The sequence below is a fragment of the Pseudomonas sp. genome, assembly GCF_051660785.1.
Taxonomy (GTDB): Bacteria; Pseudomonadota; Gammaproteobacteria; order Pseudomonadales; family Pseudomonadaceae; genus Aquipseudomonas.
Window position 1 is genome coordinate 61,491 of record NZ_JBOFQE010000075.1, and the last position, 21,121, is coordinate 82,611.

15 protein-coding genes and 1 pseudogene are annotated in these 21,121 nt (G+C 57.6%); 7 read left to right on the top strand and 9 right to left on the bottom strand.

The annotated features are described in order from the left end of the window. Window positions 1-791: 791 nt before the first annotated feature. Together ACRC4F_RS19930 and ACRC4F_RS19935 are read left to right on the top strand one after the other, a co-directional pair. A pseudogene (locus ACRC4F_RS19930) lies at window positions 792-917 on the top strand (HAMP domain-containing protein); the annotation flags it as partial. A 147-nt stretch (window positions 918-1,064) separates the two neighbouring features. Then, window positions 1,065-1,778: a methyl-accepting chemotaxis protein gene (locus tag ACRC4F_RS19935; RefSeq protein WP_438660983.1), complete on the top strand. Its 714-nt coding sequence runs from the start codon at window positions 1,065-1,067 to the stop codon at window positions 1,776-1,778. A gap of 51 nt (window positions 1,779-1,829) precedes the next feature. Here the strand turns inward: ACRC4F_RS19935 and ACRC4F_RS19940 are convergent, their stop codons facing one another. After that, window positions 1,830-2,864 (bottom strand): helix-turn-helix domain-containing protein, encoded by a 1,035-nt coding sequence (locus ACRC4F_RS19940; protein WP_438660875.1) that lies wholly within the window; start codon window positions 2,862-2,864, stop codon window positions 1,830-1,832. Between the two features lie 110 nt (window positions 2,865-2,974). Here ACRC4F_RS19940 and ACRC4F_RS19945 point away from each other — a divergent pair, with 110 nt between their 5' ends. Next, window positions 2,975-4,144, top strand: coding sequence for an acyl-CoA dehydrogenase family protein (locus ACRC4F_RS19945; protein ID WP_438660876.1), 1,170 nt, complete (start codon window positions 2,975-2,977; stop codon window positions 4,142-4,144). Window positions 4,145-4,153: 9 nt separating this feature from the next. Further along, window positions 4,154-5,266 (top strand): acyl-CoA dehydrogenase family protein, encoded by a 1,113-nt coding sequence (locus ACRC4F_RS19950; RefSeq protein ID WP_438660877.1) that lies wholly within the window; start codon window positions 4,154-4,156, stop codon window positions 5,264-5,266. Window positions 5,267-5,430: 164 nt separating this feature from the next. Here ACRC4F_RS19950 and ACRC4F_RS19955 read toward each other — a convergent pair whose 3' ends face one another. The 8 genes from ACRC4F_RS19955 to ACRC4F_RS19990 all read right to left on the bottom strand — a co-directional run bounded on the left by ACRC4F_RS19955 (window position 5,431) and on the right by ACRC4F_RS19990 (window position 17,573). Continuing rightward, a complete protein-coding gene (locus tag ACRC4F_RS19955; RefSeq protein WP_438660878.1) occupies window positions 5,431-7,812 on the bottom strand; it encodes an enoyl-CoA hydratase-related protein in 2,382 nt (793 codons plus the stop codon). 26 nt (window positions 7,813-7,838) lie between these two features. After that, the gene (locus ACRC4F_RS19960; RefSeq protein WP_438660879.1) at window positions 7,839-10,292 is read right to left on the bottom strand and encodes a CaiB/BaiF CoA transferase family protein; all 2,454 of its coding nucleotides are present in this window, start codon (window positions 10,290-10,292) and stop codon (window positions 7,839-7,841) included. Window positions 10,293-10,401: 109 nt separating this feature from the next. Then, window positions 10,402-11,538, bottom strand: coding sequence for an amidohydrolase family protein (locus ACRC4F_RS19965; RefSeq protein WP_438660880.1), 1,137 nt, complete (start codon window positions 11,536-11,538; stop codon window positions 10,402-10,404). 47 nt (window positions 11,539-11,585) lie between these two features. After that, a complete protein-coding gene (locus ACRC4F_RS19970; protein WP_438660881.1) occupies window positions 11,586-12,662 on the bottom strand; it encodes an acyl-CoA dehydrogenase family protein in 1,077 nt (358 codons plus the stop codon). 14 nt (window positions 12,663-12,676) lie between these two features. Continuing rightward, complete coding sequence (locus ACRC4F_RS19975) at window positions 12,677-13,861, bottom strand: acyl-CoA dehydrogenase family protein (protein ID WP_438660882.1); 1,185 nt, start codon at window positions 13,859-13,861, stop codon at window positions 12,677-12,679. Beyond that, window positions 13,858-15,144, bottom strand: a complete 1,287-nt coding sequence (locus ACRC4F_RS19980; RefSeq protein ID WP_438660883.1) for an FAS1-like dehydratase domain-containing protein — start codon at window positions 15,142-15,144, stop codon at window positions 13,858-13,860. The genes ACRC4F_RS19975 and ACRC4F_RS19980 overlap by 4 nt, the downstream gene beginning before the upstream one ends. Before the next feature lie 36 nt (window positions 15,145-15,180). Next, complete coding sequence (locus ACRC4F_RS19985) at window positions 15,181-16,011, bottom strand: enoyl-CoA hydratase (RefSeq protein WP_438660884.1); 831 nt, start codon at window positions 16,009-16,011, stop codon at window positions 15,181-15,183. A 23-nt stretch (window positions 16,012-16,034) separates the two neighbouring features. Then, window positions 16,035-17,573, bottom strand: a complete 1,539-nt coding sequence (locus ACRC4F_RS19990) for a class I adenylate-forming enzyme family protein (protein ID WP_438660885.1) — start codon at window positions 17,571-17,573, stop codon at window positions 16,035-16,037. Between the two features lie 400 nt (window positions 17,574-17,973). Between ACRC4F_RS19990 and ACRC4F_RS19995 the strand changes: the two genes are divergently transcribed. Genes ACRC4F_RS19995 through ACRC4F_RS20005 form a run of 3 tightly spaced genes read left to right on the top strand, consistent with a single transcriptional unit; the run spans window position 17,974 to window position 21,107 of the window. Beyond that, on the top strand, window positions 17,974-19,059 hold the full coding sequence (locus ACRC4F_RS19995; RefSeq protein ID WP_438660886.1) for an amidohydrolase family protein: 1,086 nt from the start codon (window positions 17,974-17,976) through the stop codon (window positions 19,057-19,059). Window positions 19,060-19,107: 48 nt separating this feature from the next. Beyond that, window positions 19,108-20,421 (top strand): phenylacetate--CoA ligase family protein, encoded by a 1,314-nt coding sequence (locus ACRC4F_RS20000; RefSeq protein WP_438660887.1) that lies wholly within the window; start codon window positions 19,108-19,110, stop codon window positions 20,419-20,421. Continuing rightward, window positions 20,418-21,107, top strand: coding sequence for a hypothetical protein (locus ACRC4F_RS20005; protein ID WP_438660888.1), 690 nt, complete (start codon window positions 20,418-20,420; stop codon window positions 21,105-21,107). Before ACRC4F_RS20000 ends, ACRC4F_RS20005 begins: the two co-directional genes overlap by 4 nt. Window positions 21,108-21,121 lie beyond the last annotated feature (14 nt).

Sequence of the window (21,121 nt, forward strand, 5' to 3'; positions counted from 1 at the left end):
TGGCCAACCAAAGTGAAGAGTTGAACAATCGCATTGGCCACCAGATGTCGAAACTGATTGAGGCCCTGCAAAAGCTCAAAGCCATAGCGCTGACTGGCAGCCAAGTTGAAGATATCAATGCCAAGCGTGATACTTTGGTGGACTGGTTGCGCGCTGCACAGGCAGATACCACGCAAGCCAAGCAGCAGCACGAGATCAAGCAGCAGCTGGCGAATGTCCAAATCCTGGTGATGTCGGTGGTTTCCGGTACCGGGATATCCCTGGATCCCAACCCGAGCGAACGCAAACTGTTCAACCTGATTGTGGACAGCTCCGACGACGTCACGCTTGGATTGGGGGATGTCCGTGCGCTGGGTGCGTATTTGTTGGCCAGCGGTTCCAGGAGCTCGGGCACCCTCACCAAGGTGGAGGCTGCGTTACAGCAGTTGGAGAAGCTGCAGGCTGAATATGGACAACATATCGAGGGTGCGCTGGTTGGGAATACCAAGGCCCAAACTGCCTTGCAGGCGAAGGCCGCTATCAGTCGCGACTCATTGACAGTCGGTGGCGGCTTGTTGGACGGCGAATCGTTAAAGGAGTCTGCCGAAAACGTGGCATGGCCGACATTTTATGACTCATTGAGCGCTGAAATTGAGAAAACCAGCCAGTTCACTGATGCGGTGCTGTCCTACCTGGATGGGGAGCTTCAGCGGCGACTGGCCGATGATCAACAACGAATGGTCCTGTTAGTCAGCGCGCTGCTGCTGGTATTTCTTCTCATTGGTTATCTTTATGGCGGCTTTTACGTGTCGATGTGCAGCACGTTAAAAAGTTTCAGTCTTGTCATGGACGACGTGGCGGCTGGCAACATGACGGCCAATGTAAAGATCCAGAGTCAGGATGAGCTGGGAGAGTTGGGGAAGGTTATCAATGGGACCATTGGCAAGATCAATCAATTGATTCAGCGAGTGGGACAGACGGTCGTCAAAGTGAAGGGGCAGGCAGATCGTGTCGAGCTGGTTTCCAATGAAAGCAGTCAGGCTGTCTCCGACCAGCGTCAGCAGATCGAGCAGATTGCAACGGCAATGAATGAGTTGTCCGCCACTGCTCAAGAGGTGGCACGCAATGCGACTGCGGCAGTGGTCAGCGCGCAGGGGGTCAATAAAGAGGTTGTTTCTGGCCGTACTCTGGTCGAGTCCCAGGTCGAAAGTATTCAACAACTGGCCGGCGAAATTGACCAGTCCGTGGTGGTAATCAATCAACTGGCCAGTGATAGTAGTAGCATCAGCCAGGTTCTTGATGTGATCAAAGCAATTGCAGAGCAAACTAATTTGCTGGCGCTCAACGCCGCCATTGAGGCGGCCCGGGCCGGGGAGCAGGGGCGCGGTTTTGCCGTTGTTGCCGATGAGGTGCGCAATCTGGCCAAGCGCACACAAGTGTCCACCGAAGAAATCGAACAAACGATCAGCAAATTGCAGAGTGGTGTCAGTGCCGCGGTCAAAGTGATGAATGCCAGTCACAGGATGGCCAGCAGCACGGCCAATCAATCCACGCTGGTGCAGCAGGCTTTGGAGAACATCTTTAACGCGGTAGGTACGATCGTTGACCAGAACCAGCAGATCGCCGCAGCCGCGTCAGAACAAACGGCAGTCACTCAAGACATTGATCGCAATATCGTGCAAATCAACCAGGCCGGTGATCGCACGGCTGGCGGTGCTTGCCAGACAGAGCAGGCGAGCCGCGAGCTTTCCCTGCTGGTGGGTCAACTCAAGGAGCTGATCGGTGCCTTCCGGGTTTGACGGAGACTGATGCGCGGGTTGAACCGGTCAGTGCGTTACATGCTTACAAGTTCAATTGTTGCCTTCGCGGCGTAGCACCGAAGGATTGATTCCCGTCCATTGCTTGAACGCACGGCTGAAAGACCGGGTTTCTGAAAAACCAAGCTGCTCGGCGGCATCAGCGAGGCTTAGATGCTGATTTGCTAGCAGCTCGATGGCCTGATCGCGGCGTAGATCGTCGAGGATCCGTTGAAAACTCGTGCCTTCCTGCTGCAGGTTCCGGTGCAAGGTTTGTGTACTCAGGCACAGTTGGCTGGCAATGGCTTGAAGGCGAGGCAGGCCCATCCGCAATTTGAGTGCATCAGCCAGCAGCGCGCGAACCTGGTTTGAACAGTTTTCCTTGGCATCGGGCCAGCCGAGAATGCCTTGTCCCATCAGCCGGTCAACGTTGGCGTGCCATTCGGCGCGCGTACGACTGATTGGCGTTGTCCAGTACCTGGTGTTGAGTGTCATTGTGTTGGTCGCCTGACGAGGGAGCCAGTCTCTGCGTATGTAGTGCAGCAGACGACTGGCGTCGGGAGCGTCAGGACGGGTAGAGGACAATTGCCGAACGGGCAGCAGCGCACCGATGCTCCAACTGAAAAAACGATGCAGGTACAACATGTAGTAGTCGCAGAGAAAACCCATCGGGTCCAACTCAGGCTCCGTCACCATGACGCTCAGTTCGATCTGTTCGTCCGAGAGAGTGCAACGTACTTCGATGTCATCCGTCACGATTCGGAAGAAGTTTGCGACTTGCTCCATGGCCGCGCCCATGGTGCTGCAACCCAACGCCAGATCGACCATCATCGCGCAGGTTCCGCGCTTGGCGCGGTGCCGCGTGAGGCCGTACAACTCGTCGTCGAGTACTTCGGTGGTCGCCCTCAGCAGCCTGGCAAACTGATGCGCTTTGAGCGGGGCTTTACTGGAGGCAAACTCCTGCAATCCAGCGGCTTCCCAGATGTGCTCCAAGGGCATCTGGTGACGGCGTGCCCCCATTAGCAACTGGTTGGTGGCGTAGCGATAGTTACCGCGCAGCGACCATGATTCATTCAAGTTTTCGGCCATGGGGTTCGCATTCAAATATCGGTGATGCAAAAAGTCGTTTTTTGTCCTTCATACCAAGCCTCGCATTATCGATAGTGTCGTATCAATGTCCATAACAAGAGAACAATAGGATGATTACGGATCTTAGCGATCAGCACCTGCGCTTTCGCGACCGTGTGCGGACCTACATGGTCGAGCAGATGATGACGGCCGATTTCGAAGCCGAACTCAAAGACCCCCTCTGGAGTCATGGAGGTGGCCCGATCTACTGGCAAAAGCTTGAGCAACTGGGGCGCGACGGCTGGATCAAGATGTCCTGGCCGAAGGAACTGGGCGGCGAGGGCGCTGATCCGATCGAGCAGTACATTCTGGTCGAAGAGTCCAAGCGGGTGGGCTTCCCCTGGCCGGCACTCTCGGCAAACTCCATCGGCCCCATGGTTGCCCGCTACGCCCAAGGCGAAGTTCGCGAAAAGGTCGTGGGTGAAATCCTGTCGGGTTCCGCCTATCTAGCCATTGGCTATTCTGAGCCTGGTGCAGGCAGCGATCTGGCCAATCTGCGTACTCGCGCGGTGCGTGATGGCGATGATTGGGTCATCAATGGGCAGAAAATATGGACCAGTTGCGCCCCTTTCAGCCAGTACATCTGGTTGGCGGCACGGACCGACCCTGATCCAGCCAAGCGTCACAAAGGTATTACGATCTTTCTGGTACCGACCAATACTCCGGGCTATTCCTGCACAACAATCCATACGATGGGTGTTGATACCGCGGCGACCTACTATCAGGACGTACGTGTTCCCGACAGCTATCGTGTCGGTGAGCTCAATGGCGGTTGGTCGCTGATCACCGCACAGCTCAATCTCGAGCGTCTGGCGCTGGTCAACTACGGTTACGTGGCCATGCTCTACGACCACACCTTAAACCTGCTCAAGACCCATGAAGATTTTAAGCACCTGCTGCAACTGCCTTGGGTACAGCGCAATCTGGCGCTAGCCAAGGTCAAGCTCGAAGGTCTGAAAATGATGTGCCTGAAAGCGCTGTGGGTGATGAACAACGGCGGCAGCGGGATGGTTGAGGCTTCCTCAACCAAGGTTTACGGCTCGCAGGTGTATGTCGAGTTGGGCCGACTGATGGGCGAAATCATCGGTTCGCAAGGTTTGCTACGCGAAGGCTCGGACGTGATTGTCAGCGGTCTGATGGAGAAGCTGTATCGCAAGGGCAGCGTGCTCACTTTTGGCGGTGGCGCCAATGAAATTCAACGGAACATTATCGCGCAGGCCGGCCTGAAACTGCCTCGTTAGGAGATTTGTATGGATTTTTCCCTGAGCGCCACCCAGCAACAGCTGACAGAGTTGGCGACGCGATTGTTTACAGACCAGGCGACTCAGCCACGCCTGCGAGCGGTGGACGCCACCGGATACCATGACACTGAACTCTGGGCTCAATTGGCCGAGACGGGTTTGCTAGGCATACAACTCACCGAAGCCCAAGGGGGCGTTGGCGAGGATTTTGAAACCCTCTGCGTTTTTCTTGAACGAGCGGCGCAGGCGGTGGCACCGGTGCCTATGTTGGAGGTTTTGGTTGGCGGTGCTTTGCCGTTGCTGGTACTGGGCAACGCGTCTGTACTCGATGTGTTGTGGCCGAAGCTGGCGGCGGGTGAGGTTGTATTCACCAGCGCTACAGCGGAAACCCGGCAAAGTGAGTTGCTGGACGTCAACACCCAGGCGCAATTGGTAGACGGTCAATGGCAGCTCTCAGGTTGCAAGCATCGTGTGGCGGTGGCCGACCGACCTGGCGTGTGCTGGACTCTGGCTCGCTATCCCGATGGCGTTGGTGTGTTTCTGTTTGACTTGCAATCGGCGGGTATCGAGCGTCAACAGCAGACCACGACTACCGGCGAGCATGTCTTCACTCTTACGCTGCAAAACGTGTCGGCCAACCTTTTGGTGAGCGCTGCGGCGACGCCGGCATTTGTCGATAATGCGCAATTGCATCTGTACGCTGCAGCCACCGCGATGGCAGTGGGTGTTTGCAGTGCGATGACTCGCATGGGGGCTGAGTACACGTCCGAGCGCGAGCAGTTCGGCCGTCCTATTGCCACGTTCCAGGCAGTGGCTCATGCACTTGCTGATTGCCATATCGATACCGAATGTCTGCGAGGATTGATGGAGCAAGCGGTCAGCCGTTTGAGCCGTCCAGGTGACGTCGCATTGGCAACCGAAGCGGTGCTGGCGGCAAGTGCCTACGCTTGTGAAGCCTTGCACCGTGTCAGCCATGCAGTGCAACAAGTGCACGGTGGTACGGGCGTGGATCGGGACTATCCGTTGTTTCGTTACTGCCTGCTCGCCAAGAAGCTCGAATTGGTGCTGGGCGGACAATCGGCGCTGCTGGCCCGGCTGGGTGGTCTCATCGCTAATGGATGACGTATAGCCGGAAAGAGACATGGCTTGACCGCGAGTAGCACTGCTTCGCTGTCAAGCCATGTGCTGGTAGTTGAGCAAAGATGTAGTGATTTATGTTTTCGCTAAACAAGAAGGGGGCACGGATGTAGATCCGCGCCCCCTTCTTGTTATCTGAATGTGTTACCTCAGCGGTTTTTCCACAGCGGTTTGCGTTTTTGTGCGAAGGCCATGGTTCCTTCGATGCGGTCTTCGCTGTTTACGACCCGATCAATTGCTTTATAGGTAGTACGCACAGCGTCGTTCTCGCTGGCAAACTGCGCTTGCTCGTTGAGCAATTGCTTACTCAGGCGAATCGAGTTGGGTGACGCTTCCAGCAGCACTTCGGCCAGCTCTCGGGCCGCTTGCAGTGCTTGCCCGGCTGGAGCAATACGGTTAATGAAACCCAGGCTTCGCGCTTCCTCGGCACCCACCCGGCGTCCGGTCAGGATCATGTCCATCGCCTGCTTGTAAGGAATCTGGCGGGTCAGGCGTTGCAGTCCACCCGCACCGGCCAGTAAGCCGACTCGCACTTCAGTCAGGGCAAATTGCGCTTCACTGTCGGCCACCACCAGGTCACACGCCAGCGCAATTTCAAAACCACCGCCCATGGCGTAGCCATTCACCGCACAGATCACCGGTTTTTCCCGGTTCTGCCGCGCCGTCAAACCGGCAAAACCGTTGCGTGGCATCCACATGCGTCGGCCAGTCGAGGCCGCCTTCAGATCATTACCGGTGCAAAAGGCTTTTTGTCCCGCACCGGTGATAATCGCAACCCACAAGCTGTCGTCAGCTTCATAAGCGTTGAAGATCTGATCGAGTTCGTCGTTGGCTTCCGGGATCAACGCGTTGTTGACGTCCGGGCGATTGATGGTGATTTCCAGCACCTGCCCGCGACGTTCAACCAGTACATGTTCATAGCTGGCCTGCAGTTTGTTTGACGGGACCGGAACGCCTGCATCCAGTGCTTGCTGACTGAGGGCGAAACGGTTGGTGCCCTGATGCAGGCGCATGCAGACCCGCTGGTTCAAACCATCATGCTCGACAAAAGCGAGCAGGGTCTCGGTGTCGCCTTTGACGCTGTTGGCAACAAAGCGCTCACCGGTGCTTTCCAGATGGCCAATGACGATGACCTCCTGCGGGCCGGTTTTATCGTGCAGGACCGTGTAGCTTTCCACCCGGCCCCAGCCCTTGGGGTCGAGGGTGAACGCGGGAGCAGGCAGGGCGTTGATTTGAGCCTGGCGCAGGCTGCTGTCACAGCTGTGCCATTCACGCGGGGTGGTCGAGTAAACCCCCACTGCATGGGTCGAAAGAAAGCCTCCATTAGCACCGACCATGCCCAGTGAGCCCGGATCGGCGCGCAAGCGCTGTACCAGCTCCACCAATGCATGGCTGGAGTAATTATTGCCGGGGCCACCAAAATACGGGAGTCCGCCGGTCAGGGTCAGGCCACGTGGATCATCGGAGGCCAGTCCCAAGGCATCCAGTGCGGCGAACACGGCAATGGGGAAGCAGCTGTAGATATCCAGATAACGTATCTGGTCCAACGTTACTTCTGCTTCCTGCAAAGCTTGTTCATACGCTTGCGCCATGGCCTGGGAGGCACCGAGGTCTTGGCGCTCAAGCACATGACGTTCGTCCAGTGCACTGTAACCATGTAGATAGACCCATTTGTCCTCGCTGATGCCCAATGCACGCGCTGTACCAACGGTGGTCAGCAGTAGTGCCGAGCCCAAGTTGACCTGATCGCGCGCCACCACCGAAATTGGATGAGGGTCGGCGATCATGCGATTGTCCGGGCCGACACTGGCGATGGCTTCTGCACTCCACGGCTTTTTGCTGGAAGCGTGGGGATTGCTTTGCGCAACTCGCGAGAATGGCGCCATCAGCTCGCCCATCTTCGCTGCATAAGCCTCTCGCGAAAGACCCAGGCGCTTGCGGCGTGCTTGCTCCAGCAGTGGATAGACCGTGGTGGGCATGATCAGGTTCTGATCGCTCATGTGCTTGGTCCGCATGCCGCCGACATTCCAGTGGCGATCATCCAGCGGCTGCCCGTGTTCTTCAGCCCAGCTCAGCTTTTGCTGACTGGCCTGTGCAGCACGTTGGGTCGAGGCAGCTTCACCGCCGCAGAGCAGCGCCAAACGAAACTCACCCGCATACAGCCGCTCACAGATCTCCCCCACCATTTTCTGCGGTTCATCGCCACAGGCGGGTGAATAGACCGCTACGCTCGGCTGCGCACCCAGTCGTTCAGCTACCGCTGCAGGTACGTTGTTCGGGCTGCCGAAGGGCGCGCGTTGGGGACGAAGCGGGGCGGGGGTGGAATCGGCCACGGTACGAATGGCATAAATCGCATCGATCTTGCCAGCCAGTTGTTCAACACTCAGCGCGTCAGCACAGGCGACCTTCGCCGCTTGAGCTGCCAGATCGGTGGGCGACCACTGGTGATAGTCGGCATCGTCCAGACGTTCCGACACCTGGCCCACGCCAATCAAAATGGGAGTCTGGTCGCTGACAGAATTAAGGCTCATCGAATAGTCCTTTTTATTAATTGAGTTCAGGCCTTGAGGGCTGATTCAGCCAAGGGCGTCATGTCTTCCAGATGGCCGTCTGCAATCAGCGTCTCGATGTCCGCGCGACGCAAGCCGAGCAAGCGGGTCGCGAGTTCGCGTGTGTGCTCGGCCTGGTAGGGCGCCGGACGAATCGTGGGCGCAGGCATATGGAGTGACTGCACCACGCGGTTCTCAGTAGGCAGGGGTATCGGCAAGCCAGGGTGTTGCAAATTGGCGATAAACTCGCGCGCAGCGAAATGCGGATCTTCACGGTAGTCGCTCAAGCGCTGCATGAAGCCTGCACTGAGTCCTGCCGATTGAAGCCGTTCGGTGACTTCACGAGGCGTAAGTCTCGAAGTCCAGTCAGTCACCAGCGCATTGAGTGTTACCAGGTTGGCTAACCGACCGTCGCGTGTCGCGAGGGTTTTATCCTCGAGCAGATCCCGGCGCTGGATAACGGCGAGAAACTGCAGCCATTCGGTGTCGCTGGTGATGGATATCGCGCACCACTGGTCTTCACCGAGGCACGGGAAAATGCCTTCTGGCGCATTGTGCCGCGAGGTATTGCCTTGGGCCACGAACGATCCGGGTTGCAGCGACTCCTCGAGGAATTGCTCGGAATTGGCATTAAGGAAAATTTCCGCCTGCGACAGGCTGACATTGCCGCCCAGTCCCGTGCGCTCGCGACGGATCAGCAAGGCGAGGACACCGGTTACACCTACACGTGCCGCCAGGTGATCCGGATAAGTAGTGACGCCATCGGCGAAATAGTCCGGTAGTTCCGGGTCACGCCACAGGGAGGCGAGGCCAGTGCTGGCTCGCACCAGAGGGCCATAACCAAGCGTGCGGCTTTGTGGGCCAGTGTTGCCCATGGCGCTGCTTTCAAGCATGACCAGGCGAGGGTTGACCTCTTTCAGAACGTCATAACCCAGGCTGAGGGACTCAAGTGTGCCCGGTTTGAAATTTGAGAGCAGTACGTCGGACTTCTCCACCAACTGTTTAAACAGTAGGCGACCAGCCTCGCTGCGCAGGTTGACGCCCATGCTGAGCTTGTTGCGATGACCCTGGGCAATGGATGGCGTGATAGGTTCGCCGGTCATTGATTGGCGGCCGCCATCAGGAAACGCACGGTTTTCCACCTTGATGACTTCCGCACCCTGGTCGGCCATCAGCCGTCCAGCCTCGGCACCCGCGATAATCACACCCAGATCGAGGACTCGAATCCCTTCCAGTGGGCGACGCTTGAAGGTTGAGGCGAACGAGCGTACGGGATCACCGCAGGTATGGCCTGCCAGTGCTTTCCAGACGCTATCGTGATGCTCTCCCAAGCCGGGTGCCGGTTTGCGGATACCCGCGCGCTGGCCGTCGAATTCCAGATAACCCGACGGCACACGCCCGGTTCGTCCCGGTGCTACCTGGAGGTCATCGAAGGCGCCACGGACTGCGAAATGCTCATCCTCCAGCACTTGGGCTGGCGTGGCGACGATGGCCAGTGGAACACCTCGGCGCTGGCCTTCAGCCAGCAACTCGACTGCCGTTGATTGGCTGAACAGCTTGCCAATCAGTGCATTGATCTCTTGAGCCACGGCCATACGCTTGGCGATGTTGGCATACATCGGGTCGCGGAAGGGGTGGTCATCGCCCAACCAGTCGCACATACCTTGCCATTGGCGGGGATTGAGCACGCAAAGGCGCATGTATCCATCCCGACAGGCGACAATCGGATAAAGCGGCACGGCGGGTGGTCGACCATGGGGAGTGGAGTCCAGGGCCGACTTCCCGGCAGCGGCACTACCGGTCACACCCATCCCCGGGTCCATCAGCTGTGCAATGGCCTCATGAATTGAAAAATCCAGATGGTCGCCAACACCGGCCTGCAAACGTTGCCAGTGGCCCAACAAGGCAACCCAACTTGCCTGAATGGCCGCGGACTCCCAGCACAGTTTGCCCGGCGGCAACAACGGCGAGTGACCGGGCTTACCCGAACGGCAGAGAACGCCGCCCATGGCGGTGTGCACGGCGTGTGAGGCTTTGAAATCGCGGTAAGGGCCAGTGAGGCCGAAATCGCTGATCGACAGTTGCAGCAAGTCAGGTTTGTGCTCGCGCAATGCTTCGAAGCCCAAACCCAGAGCCTCCATTACTCCCGGTCCCTTGCCGTCGATCAGCAGATCGGCATGTTCGAGCAGGCGCTTGAAGGCTTCACGCCCTGCATTGTCCTGTAGGTCAATGACCACACTTTGCTTGTTGGCGTGGTGGGTGACGAAGTAAAGGCTGACATCATCGAGCAGTGGTTCGCAGACGCGAGAGGCGTCACCTTGGGGCGGTTCGACCAGAATCACCTGGGCACCGAAGTCGGCGAGCACACGCGCAGCCATATCGGTTTTGCCATTGGCCAGTTCGATAACTCGCATGCCGTCCAGGGGCAGCGCTGAAAGGGCGATTGTCTCGTCTTGGCGCATGGGTTCGATCCTCTTGGGTTAAACCGTTATTATTGTGGTAGAGCGGTAATCATATATATCATTGCAATAGCTGTGCGGCAATGCTGTGTTAGCCATTGCCGCGCAAGTATCAGGCGCTCAAAACCCGTCGGGTTTCTTCGGCCACTTGTTGGGGAGTGATGCCGAACATCCGGGCGGCGTTCAATCCGAGCAGGGCTGCCTTGTCTTCCTCACTTAACTCGGGCACTTGCTCGAACATTCCGGCCACCAGTTCGCGCGAGTAAGGGAAGGTCCCCTCGCTGTGCGGATAGTCGGTGGCGAACAGGAAGTTGCTTATACCCAGGCCTTTGATGGTGAGCAGGCACCCCAGGTCGTTCTGGAATGAGCAGTGCACTTGGTCGCGGACAATCTGGCTAGGTTTGCGGCTCAGCTTGGGATGAATTGACGGCGCATGGCCTTCATAGACCTCGTCCATCCGCTCCGCTAGCCCCAGCAGCCAGCCGGCACCGGCTTCGACGAACAGAATGTGCGCGTCAGGGTTACGGTCCAGAATACCGCCGCCGATCAGTGCGGCAATCACGTCGACTGCATCGTTCATCTGCCGGGCATAGTTGAACAGGGCAGCGCCCGGGCCGCGGATGGCGCGCAGATTGACGTTACCAGTGCCGGTATGGAACACCATCGGCACTTTGGCTTCAGCGCATAGCGCAACGAATGTATCCCAGGCCGGATCGTTGTAACGGGGGGCGGAGTCCAGCCCGGCAGGGGGCATCATGACTGCACGGAAACCTTTGGCGATCACCCGTTTGAGCTCTTCGATACCGTCTTCGATGTTCACCAGCGGGATAATCGCTGCAGGTATGAGCTTGGAGCGAATACCTTCGAGGTAATCCCAGGCCCAGTCGTTGTAGAGACGGCAGGCTTCTCGTGAGGCATCACGGTCAGGAATGCGTGAGACCAGCAACCCCAGGCTTGGGAAAACGAGCTCTGCATCGACACCATCGCGCTCCATGTCGGCAAAACGCAGCTTGAGATCACGTGCGCCGAGGCGACGTACATCCAGATCGTCAGAGTCGCCGACCTTATGGGTGTGGAAGTCCACCGGGATCTTGAAAACAACGTTGTTGCCGAGCTTGTTCAAACGCATGCGTTTGTCGTCGATTTCGACGTTGGGAGCCCAGTGCTGGAGGTTGGCTGGCAGGCCCTTGGTGAACAGATCGGGCGGCTCAACGATATGGGCATCGCAGCTAAAAACAAAAGGACGCATCTTTAAATTCCTCGTGAAAGTTTAAAAGGCTTTCGTTATTTGCACGATCAGGCCAATTCGCGTCTTAGTTGTGCGGCACTGCCTAACCAGGCGGAGCCGAACATCGCGCGTTTGAGGTAAAGGTGAAGGTCGGCTTCCCAGGTGTAACCAAAGCCACCATGCAATTCGATGGTGCGTCTGGCGGTGCGCAGATAAGCGTCGCTCAGATGTGCCTTGGCCAATGCGGCATGACGGCTGAAGCCAGGGTCCTGGTTGGCTGTCGTTTGTGCGGCATGCCAGCACAATGGTCGATTGGGTTCGCCTTCGAGGGCGATGTCGGCAATCTGATGTTTGACCGCCTGGAACTGGCCTATCTGAACGCCAAACTGCTCGCGAACTTGCGCGTATTCAACCGCCAACTCGACACAGCGAATGGTCCCGCCGCACGCATCTGCAGCCACAAGCGCGCGGCCAGCGGCCAGCAGGTCGGCGGCGTGTTCGATACCACCGGGTAACGGCTCGACCTGCGCTTGATCAATGTCAATTTCCGCCAAAAAAGCGGTGGGATCGATACAGGAGGAGTCTCGGCGGAGCATGCCGTCGGCGTCCGGTGCAATAAGACCGAGCCCACCACCCGCGGTGCCGACCACAATCAGTGTCGGGGCGTTATGTCCGGGAACAGGTACAAAGCGCAGGGTGTGTTGCCCAGCGGTCTGAGGATCTACTTGCCAGCCAGTCGGTTGCCAGGCTGGCGTTTCCGCGTGCAGGGCCACGGTGCCAATCAACGAACCATCAGCCAGGCCGGATAACCATTTCGCTTTTTGTTCAGGGCTGCCGGCGCGGGCAATAGCCAAACAAGCCAGTTGATGGCCGATGAAGGGCAGGGGGGCTGCAGCAGCACCCAAGGTTTCCCCAATCAGTGCCGCATCGAACAGGTCCAGACCGATGCCACCGTACTCTTCGGGCACCAGCAAACCGGCAAAGCCCAACTCGGCAAAACCCTGCCAGAGGTTCGCAAGAGACTCCTGCCATCCATCGCTACGATCAGCGATGCGGTGCAACAAAGCAGAGTCCGCCTGGGTGGCGAGAAATTTCTGTGCGGTTTCTTGAAAAGCGAGTTGATCTTCGTTGAGCAGATAATTCATGGCGAGGGCTGCCTTCAAGAAGTCGCGACGTTGTCTCGGGGTAACCCCAGACCGCGTTCGGCAATGACGTTGCGCTGAATGTTGGAGGTGCCACCAGCGATGGCCATACCCAGTGAGCCCAGGTATTGGTTGAGCCACTTTTCCGGGCCTGCTTCGGCTTCGCGGCCAAAGGGCGACAGCATGAAATCGTTGCCGAGTATGTCTCGGGCGATATCCGCCACCTCGGCAGCAATGCGCGTGACGATTAGCTTGTTCATCAGGGCCACGTTGCCGGGCTCTTTCTTGGCCAGACGTAACGCGAACTGACGCTGCATGTTGTGAAAGTGCGCGCTCACCATCCCCTCCAGTTGAATCAAACGATCGCGTACTCGCGGATCATCAATGGCCGGGCGCCCATCAAGCTGACAACGCTGGGCAAGTTCGACGAGTTTGCGATGCAGGGTGACGGAAGTCTCGGCAGCACCCATGAATCCCGAACGTTCGGCCGACAGAGTGGTCTTGGAAACCTTCCAGCCTTCCCCGCGGGCACCTACAATCCAGGTAGCGGGCGTGCGTGCGCCGTCGAAAAAGACTTCGCTGAACTCTTCACTACCATTGATCTGTCGCAGCGGACGGATTGTGATCCCCGGCTGGCGCAAGTCCACCAGCAGATAGGAAATACCGGCGTGCTTGGATGCTTGAGGCTCGGTGCGAACCAGCATGAACATGAAGTGCGCCTTGTCCGCACCCGAGCTCCAGATCTTTTGCCCGTCGATGATCCATTCGTCACCTTCCAGGCGCGCCCGGGTTCGGATGGACGCCAGATCCGAGCCTGAGTTGGGTTCGCTGTAGCCTTGAGCCCAGCGAATTTCACCGCTCAGGGTCGGCGCAATGAACCGCTCTTTCTGCCAGGGTTCGGCGCAACCGAGTAAGGTTGGCACCAGCATGCCGTAGCCGACACCAGGCACTTCCATGGGGGCCCGAACACGATTGAACTCTTCCTGGATAATCTGTGCCCGAGCCAGATCCGGCGCTTGCTCCGATCCGCCATAGGCCTTGGGCACGTTGCGGTACAGGTAGCCACGTTCAACAGCTGCTTGTCGAAACAGTCCTTTGTCGGATGTTTTAGGCTGCCAGTTTGCGCCGAGGAAGTCGGCGACTTCCTGGCGAAAGGCACTCAGGGCCTCGACATTCGCGAAGTGCTCGCTGGCGCTGCTCATTTGTTCTGTTTCCCGGCAGACAACTCCCAATGCCGCGCCATCATCCGTGCTGCACGAACTTTAAGGTCGGTAGGTGGCTCAGGCAGCACAAGCGCGCCCTGGGTACGAGAAGGCAGGGCCACCACGGCGTCACAAAGCACAGTGTCCTCACCGCGCTGGTTCACCATTTTCAGCTTGACGTCCACCAGGAAAAGACCGTTTTCCTCGCGCTTGCCAACGACTTCGCCCGAGATGAACTGGGTATCGCCCATGTAGTTGAACTTGCGGATCTCATCGTATTGCTTGTAGACCCAGCCGCCGTCACCCACCCAGTCGGTCAGATAGCGGAACAGGTAATTTTCACGCATGACGCCATAGTCGTACGCCATCGGGTTGCCAATGGCTTTGGCCCAGTCGCTGTCCCAATGCAGGCGCTGAGCGACATCCGGAATACCCTGGGCATTTTTCACGTAGAACGGTGCGATACGCTTGCGGTTTTGATTCCACATACGACCGGTACGCAGCCCGTAAGGCACCCAACCGTAGCCGCCGCCATGGAAGTTTACGACGTCGGTCACAGTCAAAGGACCGCTTGCGCCGCCGGGCAGTGCATCACCGACATTCAGGTCATCAAAGTACAACGGCGTGGCACCGCGGGATGTTTCGGCGCTATAGATCTCGTCGATACGCGCCAGATCTTCGTCGCTGTACTGCGCCGGACTGATGTCTTTGTATTTGCCGGTCTCGCGCGCTTTTTTACGTTCGGTAAGGATTGCCCGATAGCGATACACCGAGACCACTTCACCGCGCTGGTTAACCTTGATCTGGCTGTTGAATCGAGTCACCGAACGCCCGGCGAACTCTGATTGCTTGACCTCAAGACCGTCTTCACCACCAAAGCTATAGAGGGTGTCACCCGGGAAAATAGGTCGGTAGAACGTCCATTCGCCACCGGAAATAAACATGTGAATGCCACGGAACAGGCTTTTGGTGTTGGCCTTCAACTCGGCATTCATCGGGTCACCCAGCATTGGGCGGTTGATAACGCCGGCCATCATCGACGGCGCAATGACCGAGCCCCAACGGGTGCCCGCGGCATATTCAGGGTTGCAGAACAGCGGGTTGTCGCTGCCGCAGGCGTAGGCGAAAGAGCGAATATTGTCGACTGTGGCGGTGCCAATCTGTTCCTGATCACGGCTGGCCATGTCTACGTCGAGCAACAGGTGGGCGCGTTCGATGTCGTGGTCGGTCAGCTCGTAGGCAGTGGCTTTCTTGAAATCTTCAGTCAGGGCTTGATCGGTCATGATGTCTCCGTGACAAACGAATAATGAGTTAAGGGCTTAGCTGCCGGTGAACTGCGGGTCGCGACGTTCCATGAACGCCTTGACCGCCTCTTTGTGGTCGTTGGTTTGCGCCGAAAGCACGTTCAGCGTGGCTTCCAGATCGAGTGAAGCCGGCAAGGGCATTTCCAGCGCGGCGTTCAGGTTTTGTTTCATGTAGCGTTGAATGATCGGCGAGCCGCTCGCCAGGCGTGCAGCGAGGTCTGCGGTGGCTGCTTCCAGGTGATCGTCGGCGACCACCTGGCTCGCCAGGCCTATGCGCAACGCCTCTTCGGCCTTCAGTCGGTCACCAAGAAACATCAGCTCGCGGGTCTTGGCAGTCCCCAACAAGCGAGTGAGGAAATAACTGACGCCGTAGTCACCCGACAGACCCGCCTTGGCAAACCCCGTCATGAAGCTGGCGTTATCCGAGACCACGCGGAAGTCGCAGGCGGCAGCAATAGCCATTCCCACCGAAACGGTTGCACCACGAATCATGGCGATGGTTGGCTTGGGCATTTCGAACAACAAACGGGTGGCGTCCATGTTGCGCCGCAACCAGTCAATACGCGTAGCCAGACTGTCTGGGGCGCGCGGGCGTGCCGGCGCTACGGCCGCTTCCGGGCTTTTCTCTGCCGACTTGCCGCCAGCCAGGTCTCCACCCGCACAGAACCCTCGGCCCGCTCCGGTGATCACGACAACGCGTGCTTCGGGATTGGCCGCAGCGTCCTTGATGGCATCAGCGAATGCTCGCATCAACGCTGGATTGAAAGCATTCAAGCGCTCGGGACGATTGAACGTCAGCGTTAGAACGCCGTTGTCCAGATGGCTCAGTAACACTGATTCAGACATGCGAGGCTCCTGTTCCAGACTGTTCATTGCGCCACCGAGGTGGAAGGAGTTTCGGCTTGCGCATCGAACAGCTGTCGAACTTCGTACTGGCTGATTTTCAGTGACGGAGTGCGAGGCAGCCTGTCGACGGCCTGCCATTTGACGGGCACCTGATAGGCCACCAACTTGTTGCGTGCGAAAGCAACGAGATCTTTTTCGTCCAGGGTGGCACCTGGCTCCAATTCAAAGGCAGCAACGGGTACGGCGCCGAGGCGTTGGTCGGGCATACCAACGATGCATATTTCCTTGATTGCCGGATGCTCGCGCAGGATCTGCTCGACATCGCGGGGCAGTACTTTGAAACCGCCACGAATAATGGCGGAATCCACCCTGCCGCGAATAAAGAGAAAACCGTCGTCGTCTATCTCGGCGAGGTCTGTGGTGCGAACCCACTGTCCCGTCCCTACCTGTGCGGAGCGCACTTCCAGCAGGCCGACGATGTTATTTCCCAACGGCGTACTGGTCTCAGGATCGATGACTCGCAGCTCGCAACCTGGCTGTGGTCGGCCAACCGATCCACGTTTATCAGCGGAATAGCGTTGATGGTCGCGCAAGCTCCAGCCGGCTACGGCACCCGCAAACTCGGTAGCTCCATAGGCATCGAGCAAGGGAATGTCATAGATGGCTTCAAAGGCTTGCTGCAACTCGGGATCAAGCGGTGCGCTTCCGGTGCGTATGGCCAGCAGACTATCGATTGATTCCTTGGGGACTTGTGCATCAAGAATCATGCGAATGGCAGTCGGTGGTAGCGACACCAGTTTAGGGCGATATTTCGATACAGCTCGCGTCCACTCTATGACCGAGAACTTCTCAAGAATGACGATTGAGCGACCGGCGATGATGGCTGCAACGGCTGCATACATGCCGCCAATGTGCACCAGGGGAATGCAAAGCATCGCGGGCGATGTCTTCAGCTCTGCTTTTCCGGATGCGTTTTTCTTATTTTCATAATGGGCAGCATCAAGCAATGAATGCTCGAAATTGGAATAAGGCAGTGCGATGCGCTTGGCAGGACCTGTGGTGCCGCTGGACAACATCATGATGGCGATCCCTGTCTGAGAGGGGGCGCTGATCCGTTCAGGGGCAACAACAATCTCCGGCAAGGCCTGCACCGTCAGTTCGGCTCGGGAGCTAATGCTCAAGGCCAGGCAGCCCTTGTCCGCCACCGCTTGGCGAATCGCAGACGACTCCCAGTCCTGTTCGTCGGCGATGACGGCATCTACCTGCACCGCCGCCAGATCGCTGGCAATTTTATCGGCCGACTGGAAAGGGTTGAGGGTTACTACGCATCGGTGGGTAGCCAATACCTGCAACAGCATGGCCACTGCAGCCGGCTGGTTGCGCAACAAGATACCGACCGAAGCCCCTTCACCGAGACCGGCAGTGGCCAGCAGGGTTTCGCCCCGCTGCATGATCGAAGCCACGTCGCCCCAGCTGTACCACCGCTCCTGATACTCCAGGGCAGATTGGTCAGGGGCTAGCGCGAGGACACTGCGAATGCTTGATGCGAGGTCTAACGTCATGGTGGGCTCTCGTCACTGATTTCCATTGCTTGCCGGATTGAGGGCAAGATGTCGCGATGAAATTATCGTATCAATGAGCTGTATGATTAAGCAAATTATTTCTTTTTGATACAGAGTGCATGATTTGCGCCTGGCTCGGATAAGCCAAGGCCGGCAACGGTTTGGTGGCAGGGAGGGAGCCTTTGGCTGGAGGTTTTGTGAGGGCGGGGTTGGCAAAATCAGAGCGGTGATGGGCGTGACCATATAGACAGCCAAAAAAACGCATGCAATGATAATCAGCATAATGATTTATAGTTTTATTCGTTCAATCCTGTTGAGCGGGCGCTGTGAGACGGCGTGGTAAATCGTCGTTATATAAGGTGCTCGATCCGTACTGCTATAAGCGATGGAGGTTTCACCCATGCCAGGCCATTTCATCTTCAGTGCGGACTCGCACGTACGTGAACCTAACGATCTCTTTCGCGATGGTTTGCCAGCATCTCTGCGTCAGCACGCTATTCATGCTGTGCGTGAAGGCGAATCCCTTATCACCCGCACCGATGAGGAAGTGATCTTCAAAATGCGACTTAACGTAGTGGACCTGGAGGGGGTCAAACGCGTCGGGTTGCACGATCTCAATGGCCGTATCCTGGATATGGAAAAAGACGGAATCGACGCTGAAATCTGTTTCCCGAGCCTGGGTTTATGGGCTTATGCCATCAAGAATATTGACGCTGAATATGCGACGGCGCAGGTGTACAACGACTGGAACAATGGGTTCTTCGCCGGCCATCTGGATCGTTTCGTACGGTGTGCGATTCTGCCGATTCGTGATCTGCGCCACACCGTTGAAGAGCTCAAGCGCGTTGCGCGTCTGGGCTTTACCGCCGCCATGCTGCCTTCTGTTACGCCGACGGGCGTTCCTCGCTACAACGACCCTGCATGGGATCCTGTATTCCGTGAAGCCGGTGCCTTGGGCGTGGTTATTGTGATGCACACGGGGACCGGGCTTGAGACGGTGATCCATGAGCGCGGCCCTGGCGCTGCCGTGGTGAACTACACCCGACAAATGAACGACGGTATTGATGCCGTGACCTACCTGGTTTCGGGTGGGGTGCTGGATCGCAACCCTCAGTGTCAGGTCGCGATCATCGAGTGCGGTGCCAGTTGGTTGGGGGCTCTGGCCGAGCGTATGGACGAGGTTTATCACGCACACGCTGCTTTTGTTCAACCGAAGTTGTCGGTCAAGCCGAGCGAAGTCATTCGTCGGCAGATCAAGGCTTCCTTCCAGCATGACCGCGCCTGTATCGCCGCGCGTGCCGTCACCGGGCATGAAGCTTTGATGTGGGCCTCGGACTACCCGCATGCCGAAGGCACTTTCCCGCATTCGCGTGAGATCGTCGCCAGCCTGTTCGACGGGATAGAGATCAGTGAAAAGGAAAAAGCCGATATTCTGGGCGGCAACGCAGCCCGACTGTTCCGCTTGCCGCGCCCGGAGTTTCAGTAACGCTTCCGAGCGTCGTTGATAGCAGCACAACAATAATAAGGACTTGCCATGAGCAGACTAGATGACGACAGGTTCTTCGACCCGGTGATCGAAACGATGCCGCGCGAAGAAATCGAGCAACTGCAGGAGGCCCGCATCCTGCAATTGTTACCTTACGCCTATAGCCAGTCGGCGCTGGTGCGCGAGGTGTGGGATGCGGCCGGCGTCAAGCCCGAAGACATCCGCTCCCTGGCCGACTTTCGAGAGAAAGTGCCCTTTATCGACAAGGACACCATCCGCAGTTTTCGTGACCGTCACGGCGACCCCTACGGTGGATTGGCCTGTGTAGGTCCACCCCATCTGCGTGGAGTCGGTTTCACTTCCGGGACAACCGGCGACCCAACGCCATTGCCGCGCTCGGATTACCACGTTGCGCTTGCAGGTCTCAAGCGAGAACTCTGGCACATGGGTGTGCGTCCAACGGATTATTTCACCTATGCCCTGTTCACTTTCCGCGAAGGCCTGAACACTGATAAGTGGCTGGACTCGGGCATGCGCCCGATTGCAATCCAACACTTGCCGGACCAGATGCCACATTTGGTTCAGGTTTCCCGGCAGTTCCGGCCCAAGGCACTCTTCATGCTTTCAACGCCCTTGATCATGGCGCTGGAGCAGTATCAAAAGAACACCGGTGATGATCTGAGTGAAGCTTTTTCTTCGTACGGTGGTGCCGTGTTCGGCGGTGAACCGATGAGCCCGCATTTCCGTCAGGTTGTCGAGTCGTGGGGGCTTGAGATCTTCGAACTAAGTTCGCTGGGCGACATCACCACCACCATGGACTGCAAGGCCCATGACGGCATGCATACCTGGGAAGACCTCGCGATGATCGAGCATCTGGATCCGTCCGGCTCGGCCCCGGTCGCTGACGGCGAACGGGGAGAGCTGGTGGTCACCGCATTGCTGGACGATGTGGCTCCGCTGATCCGTTATCGCACTGATGACCTGGTGCAGTTCACTCGAAAACCTTGTACCTGCGGACGCACTCACGGACGTTTGAAGCCGATTGGACGCAAGGGCGACGAGATGCTGATCCAGGGGCGCTCGATTCTGCCGATGGATATTTTCCCGCTGATGGAACAGTTTCCAGAAACCTGTACGGGCTTGTTCCAGATGGTGCGACCGCAGCGCGAGATGGACGTCCTGACGTTGCGTGTTGGGTATGACGAAAATGCATTGACCGATGGTGTCGAGGCGTTGGGCGCGAGAGTTGCCGACACGTTGTCGTCAACCCTGCAGGTGCAGGTCAATGTCGAGCTGGTCAGCAACGATTCGCTGCTGAAAAACGGTCCGCCAAACAAGATCCCTCGGGTGGTGAAATCATGAACAGTGAACAACCGTCGTTTACCGTAGCTCCGATGGCGGTCGGTCGTTACCGGGATGCGGCTGGCGTACGCCAGGCATTGGCTTATTCGGCACTTGAAACCGAGCGTTCGACTCGCGCCATGAGCAGGATTCTCGGTACGTTCCACTTCCGTACCGGTGAGAATCTGATGGTGACCGCCTTGATTGACGAGTCAGTTCAGGCGCTCGGCATGGAACGGTCGATCATGCAGTACAACATGGTTGCGGTGTCCGCTGACTCATCGCTTTACGATGCCAAGCGAGTGGAATCGATTATCCGTCGTTTCAAACTGGTGGGTGCGTTTGGTATTACTCAGGCAACTCTGACCGGACTGCAAGGACTTGGCCATGACCCGGAACAACTCTTCCAGGGCATGGTGATCTGGGCTTGGCCTGGGGCTTATGAAGCCCTGGTTGGCAAGCCTGGCCTCAATGTTTATCGCTGTCTGGAGCTAGGGCCGGCAGTCGCCGTTGAGTGCAATGTTGGTGCCGGGGCGCATGTTGACCGCTTCGAATGGCAAGTCGAGGAGCAGGACGGTGAAGTGACCCTGAGTAGCCGACTGGAGCGCTGTGAGGTGTTCCAGCACTACCGAACGGGCATCAAAGGAAAGGTTGTTCATAGCGTATGCCGTTGTGGGAATCCTGACCCACGTATCGTTCCGGTTTGAAGGAGGGTCGATTT

Coding starts and splice junctions, on each gene's coding strand:
- ACRC4F_RS19935 (WP_438660983.1), top strand. CDS start 1,065: ATGAATGAGTTGTCCGCCACTGCTCAAGAGGTGGCACGCAATGCGACT.
- ACRC4F_RS19940 (WP_438660875.1), bottom strand. CDS start 2,864: ATGGCCGAAAACTTGAATGAATCATGGTCGCTGCGCGGTAACTATCGC.
- ACRC4F_RS19945 (WP_438660876.1), top strand. CDS start 2,975: ATGATTACGGATCTTAGCGATCAGCACCTGCGCTTTCGCGACCGTGTG.
- ACRC4F_RS19950 (WP_438660877.1), top strand. CDS start 4,154: ATGGATTTTTCCCTGAGCGCCACCCAGCAACAGCTGACAGAGTTGGCG.
- ACRC4F_RS19955 (WP_438660878.1), bottom strand. CDS start 7,812: ATGAGCCTTAATTCTGTCAGCGACCAGACTCCCATTTTGATTGGCGTG.
- ACRC4F_RS19960 (WP_438660879.1), bottom strand. CDS start 10,292: ATGCGCCAAGACGAGACAATCGCCCTTTCAGCGCTGCCCCTGGACGGC.
- ACRC4F_RS19965 (WP_438660880.1), bottom strand. CDS start 11,538: ATGCGTCCTTTTGTTTTTAGCTGCGATGCCCATATCGTTGAGCCGCCC.
- ACRC4F_RS19970 (WP_438660881.1), bottom strand. CDS start 12,662: ATGAATTATCTGCTCAACGAAGATCAACTCGCTTTTCAAGAAACCGCA.
- ACRC4F_RS19975 (WP_438660882.1), bottom strand. CDS start 13,861: ATGAGCAGCGCCAGCGAGCACTTCGCGAATGTCGAGGCCCTGAGTGCC.
- ACRC4F_RS19980 (WP_438660883.1), bottom strand. CDS start 15,144: ATGACCGATCAAGCCCTGACTGAAGATTTCAAGAAAGCCACTGCCTAC.
- ACRC4F_RS19985 (WP_438660884.1), bottom strand. CDS start 16,011: ATGTCTGAATCAGTGTTACTGAGCCATCTGGACAACGGCGTTCTAACG.
- ACRC4F_RS19990 (WP_438660885.1), bottom strand. CDS start 17,573: ATGACGTTAGACCTCGCATCAAGCATTCGCAGTGTCCTCGCGCTAGCC.
- ACRC4F_RS19995 (WP_438660886.1), top strand. CDS start 17,974: ATGCCAGGCCATTTCATCTTCAGTGCGGACTCGCACGTACGTGAACCT.
- ACRC4F_RS20000 (WP_438660887.1), top strand. CDS start 19,108: ATGAGCAGACTAGATGACGACAGGTTCTTCGACCCGGTGATCGAAACG.
- ACRC4F_RS20005 (WP_438660888.1), top strand. CDS start 20,418: ATGAACAGTGAACAACCGTCGTTTACCGTAGCTCCGATGGCGGTCGGT.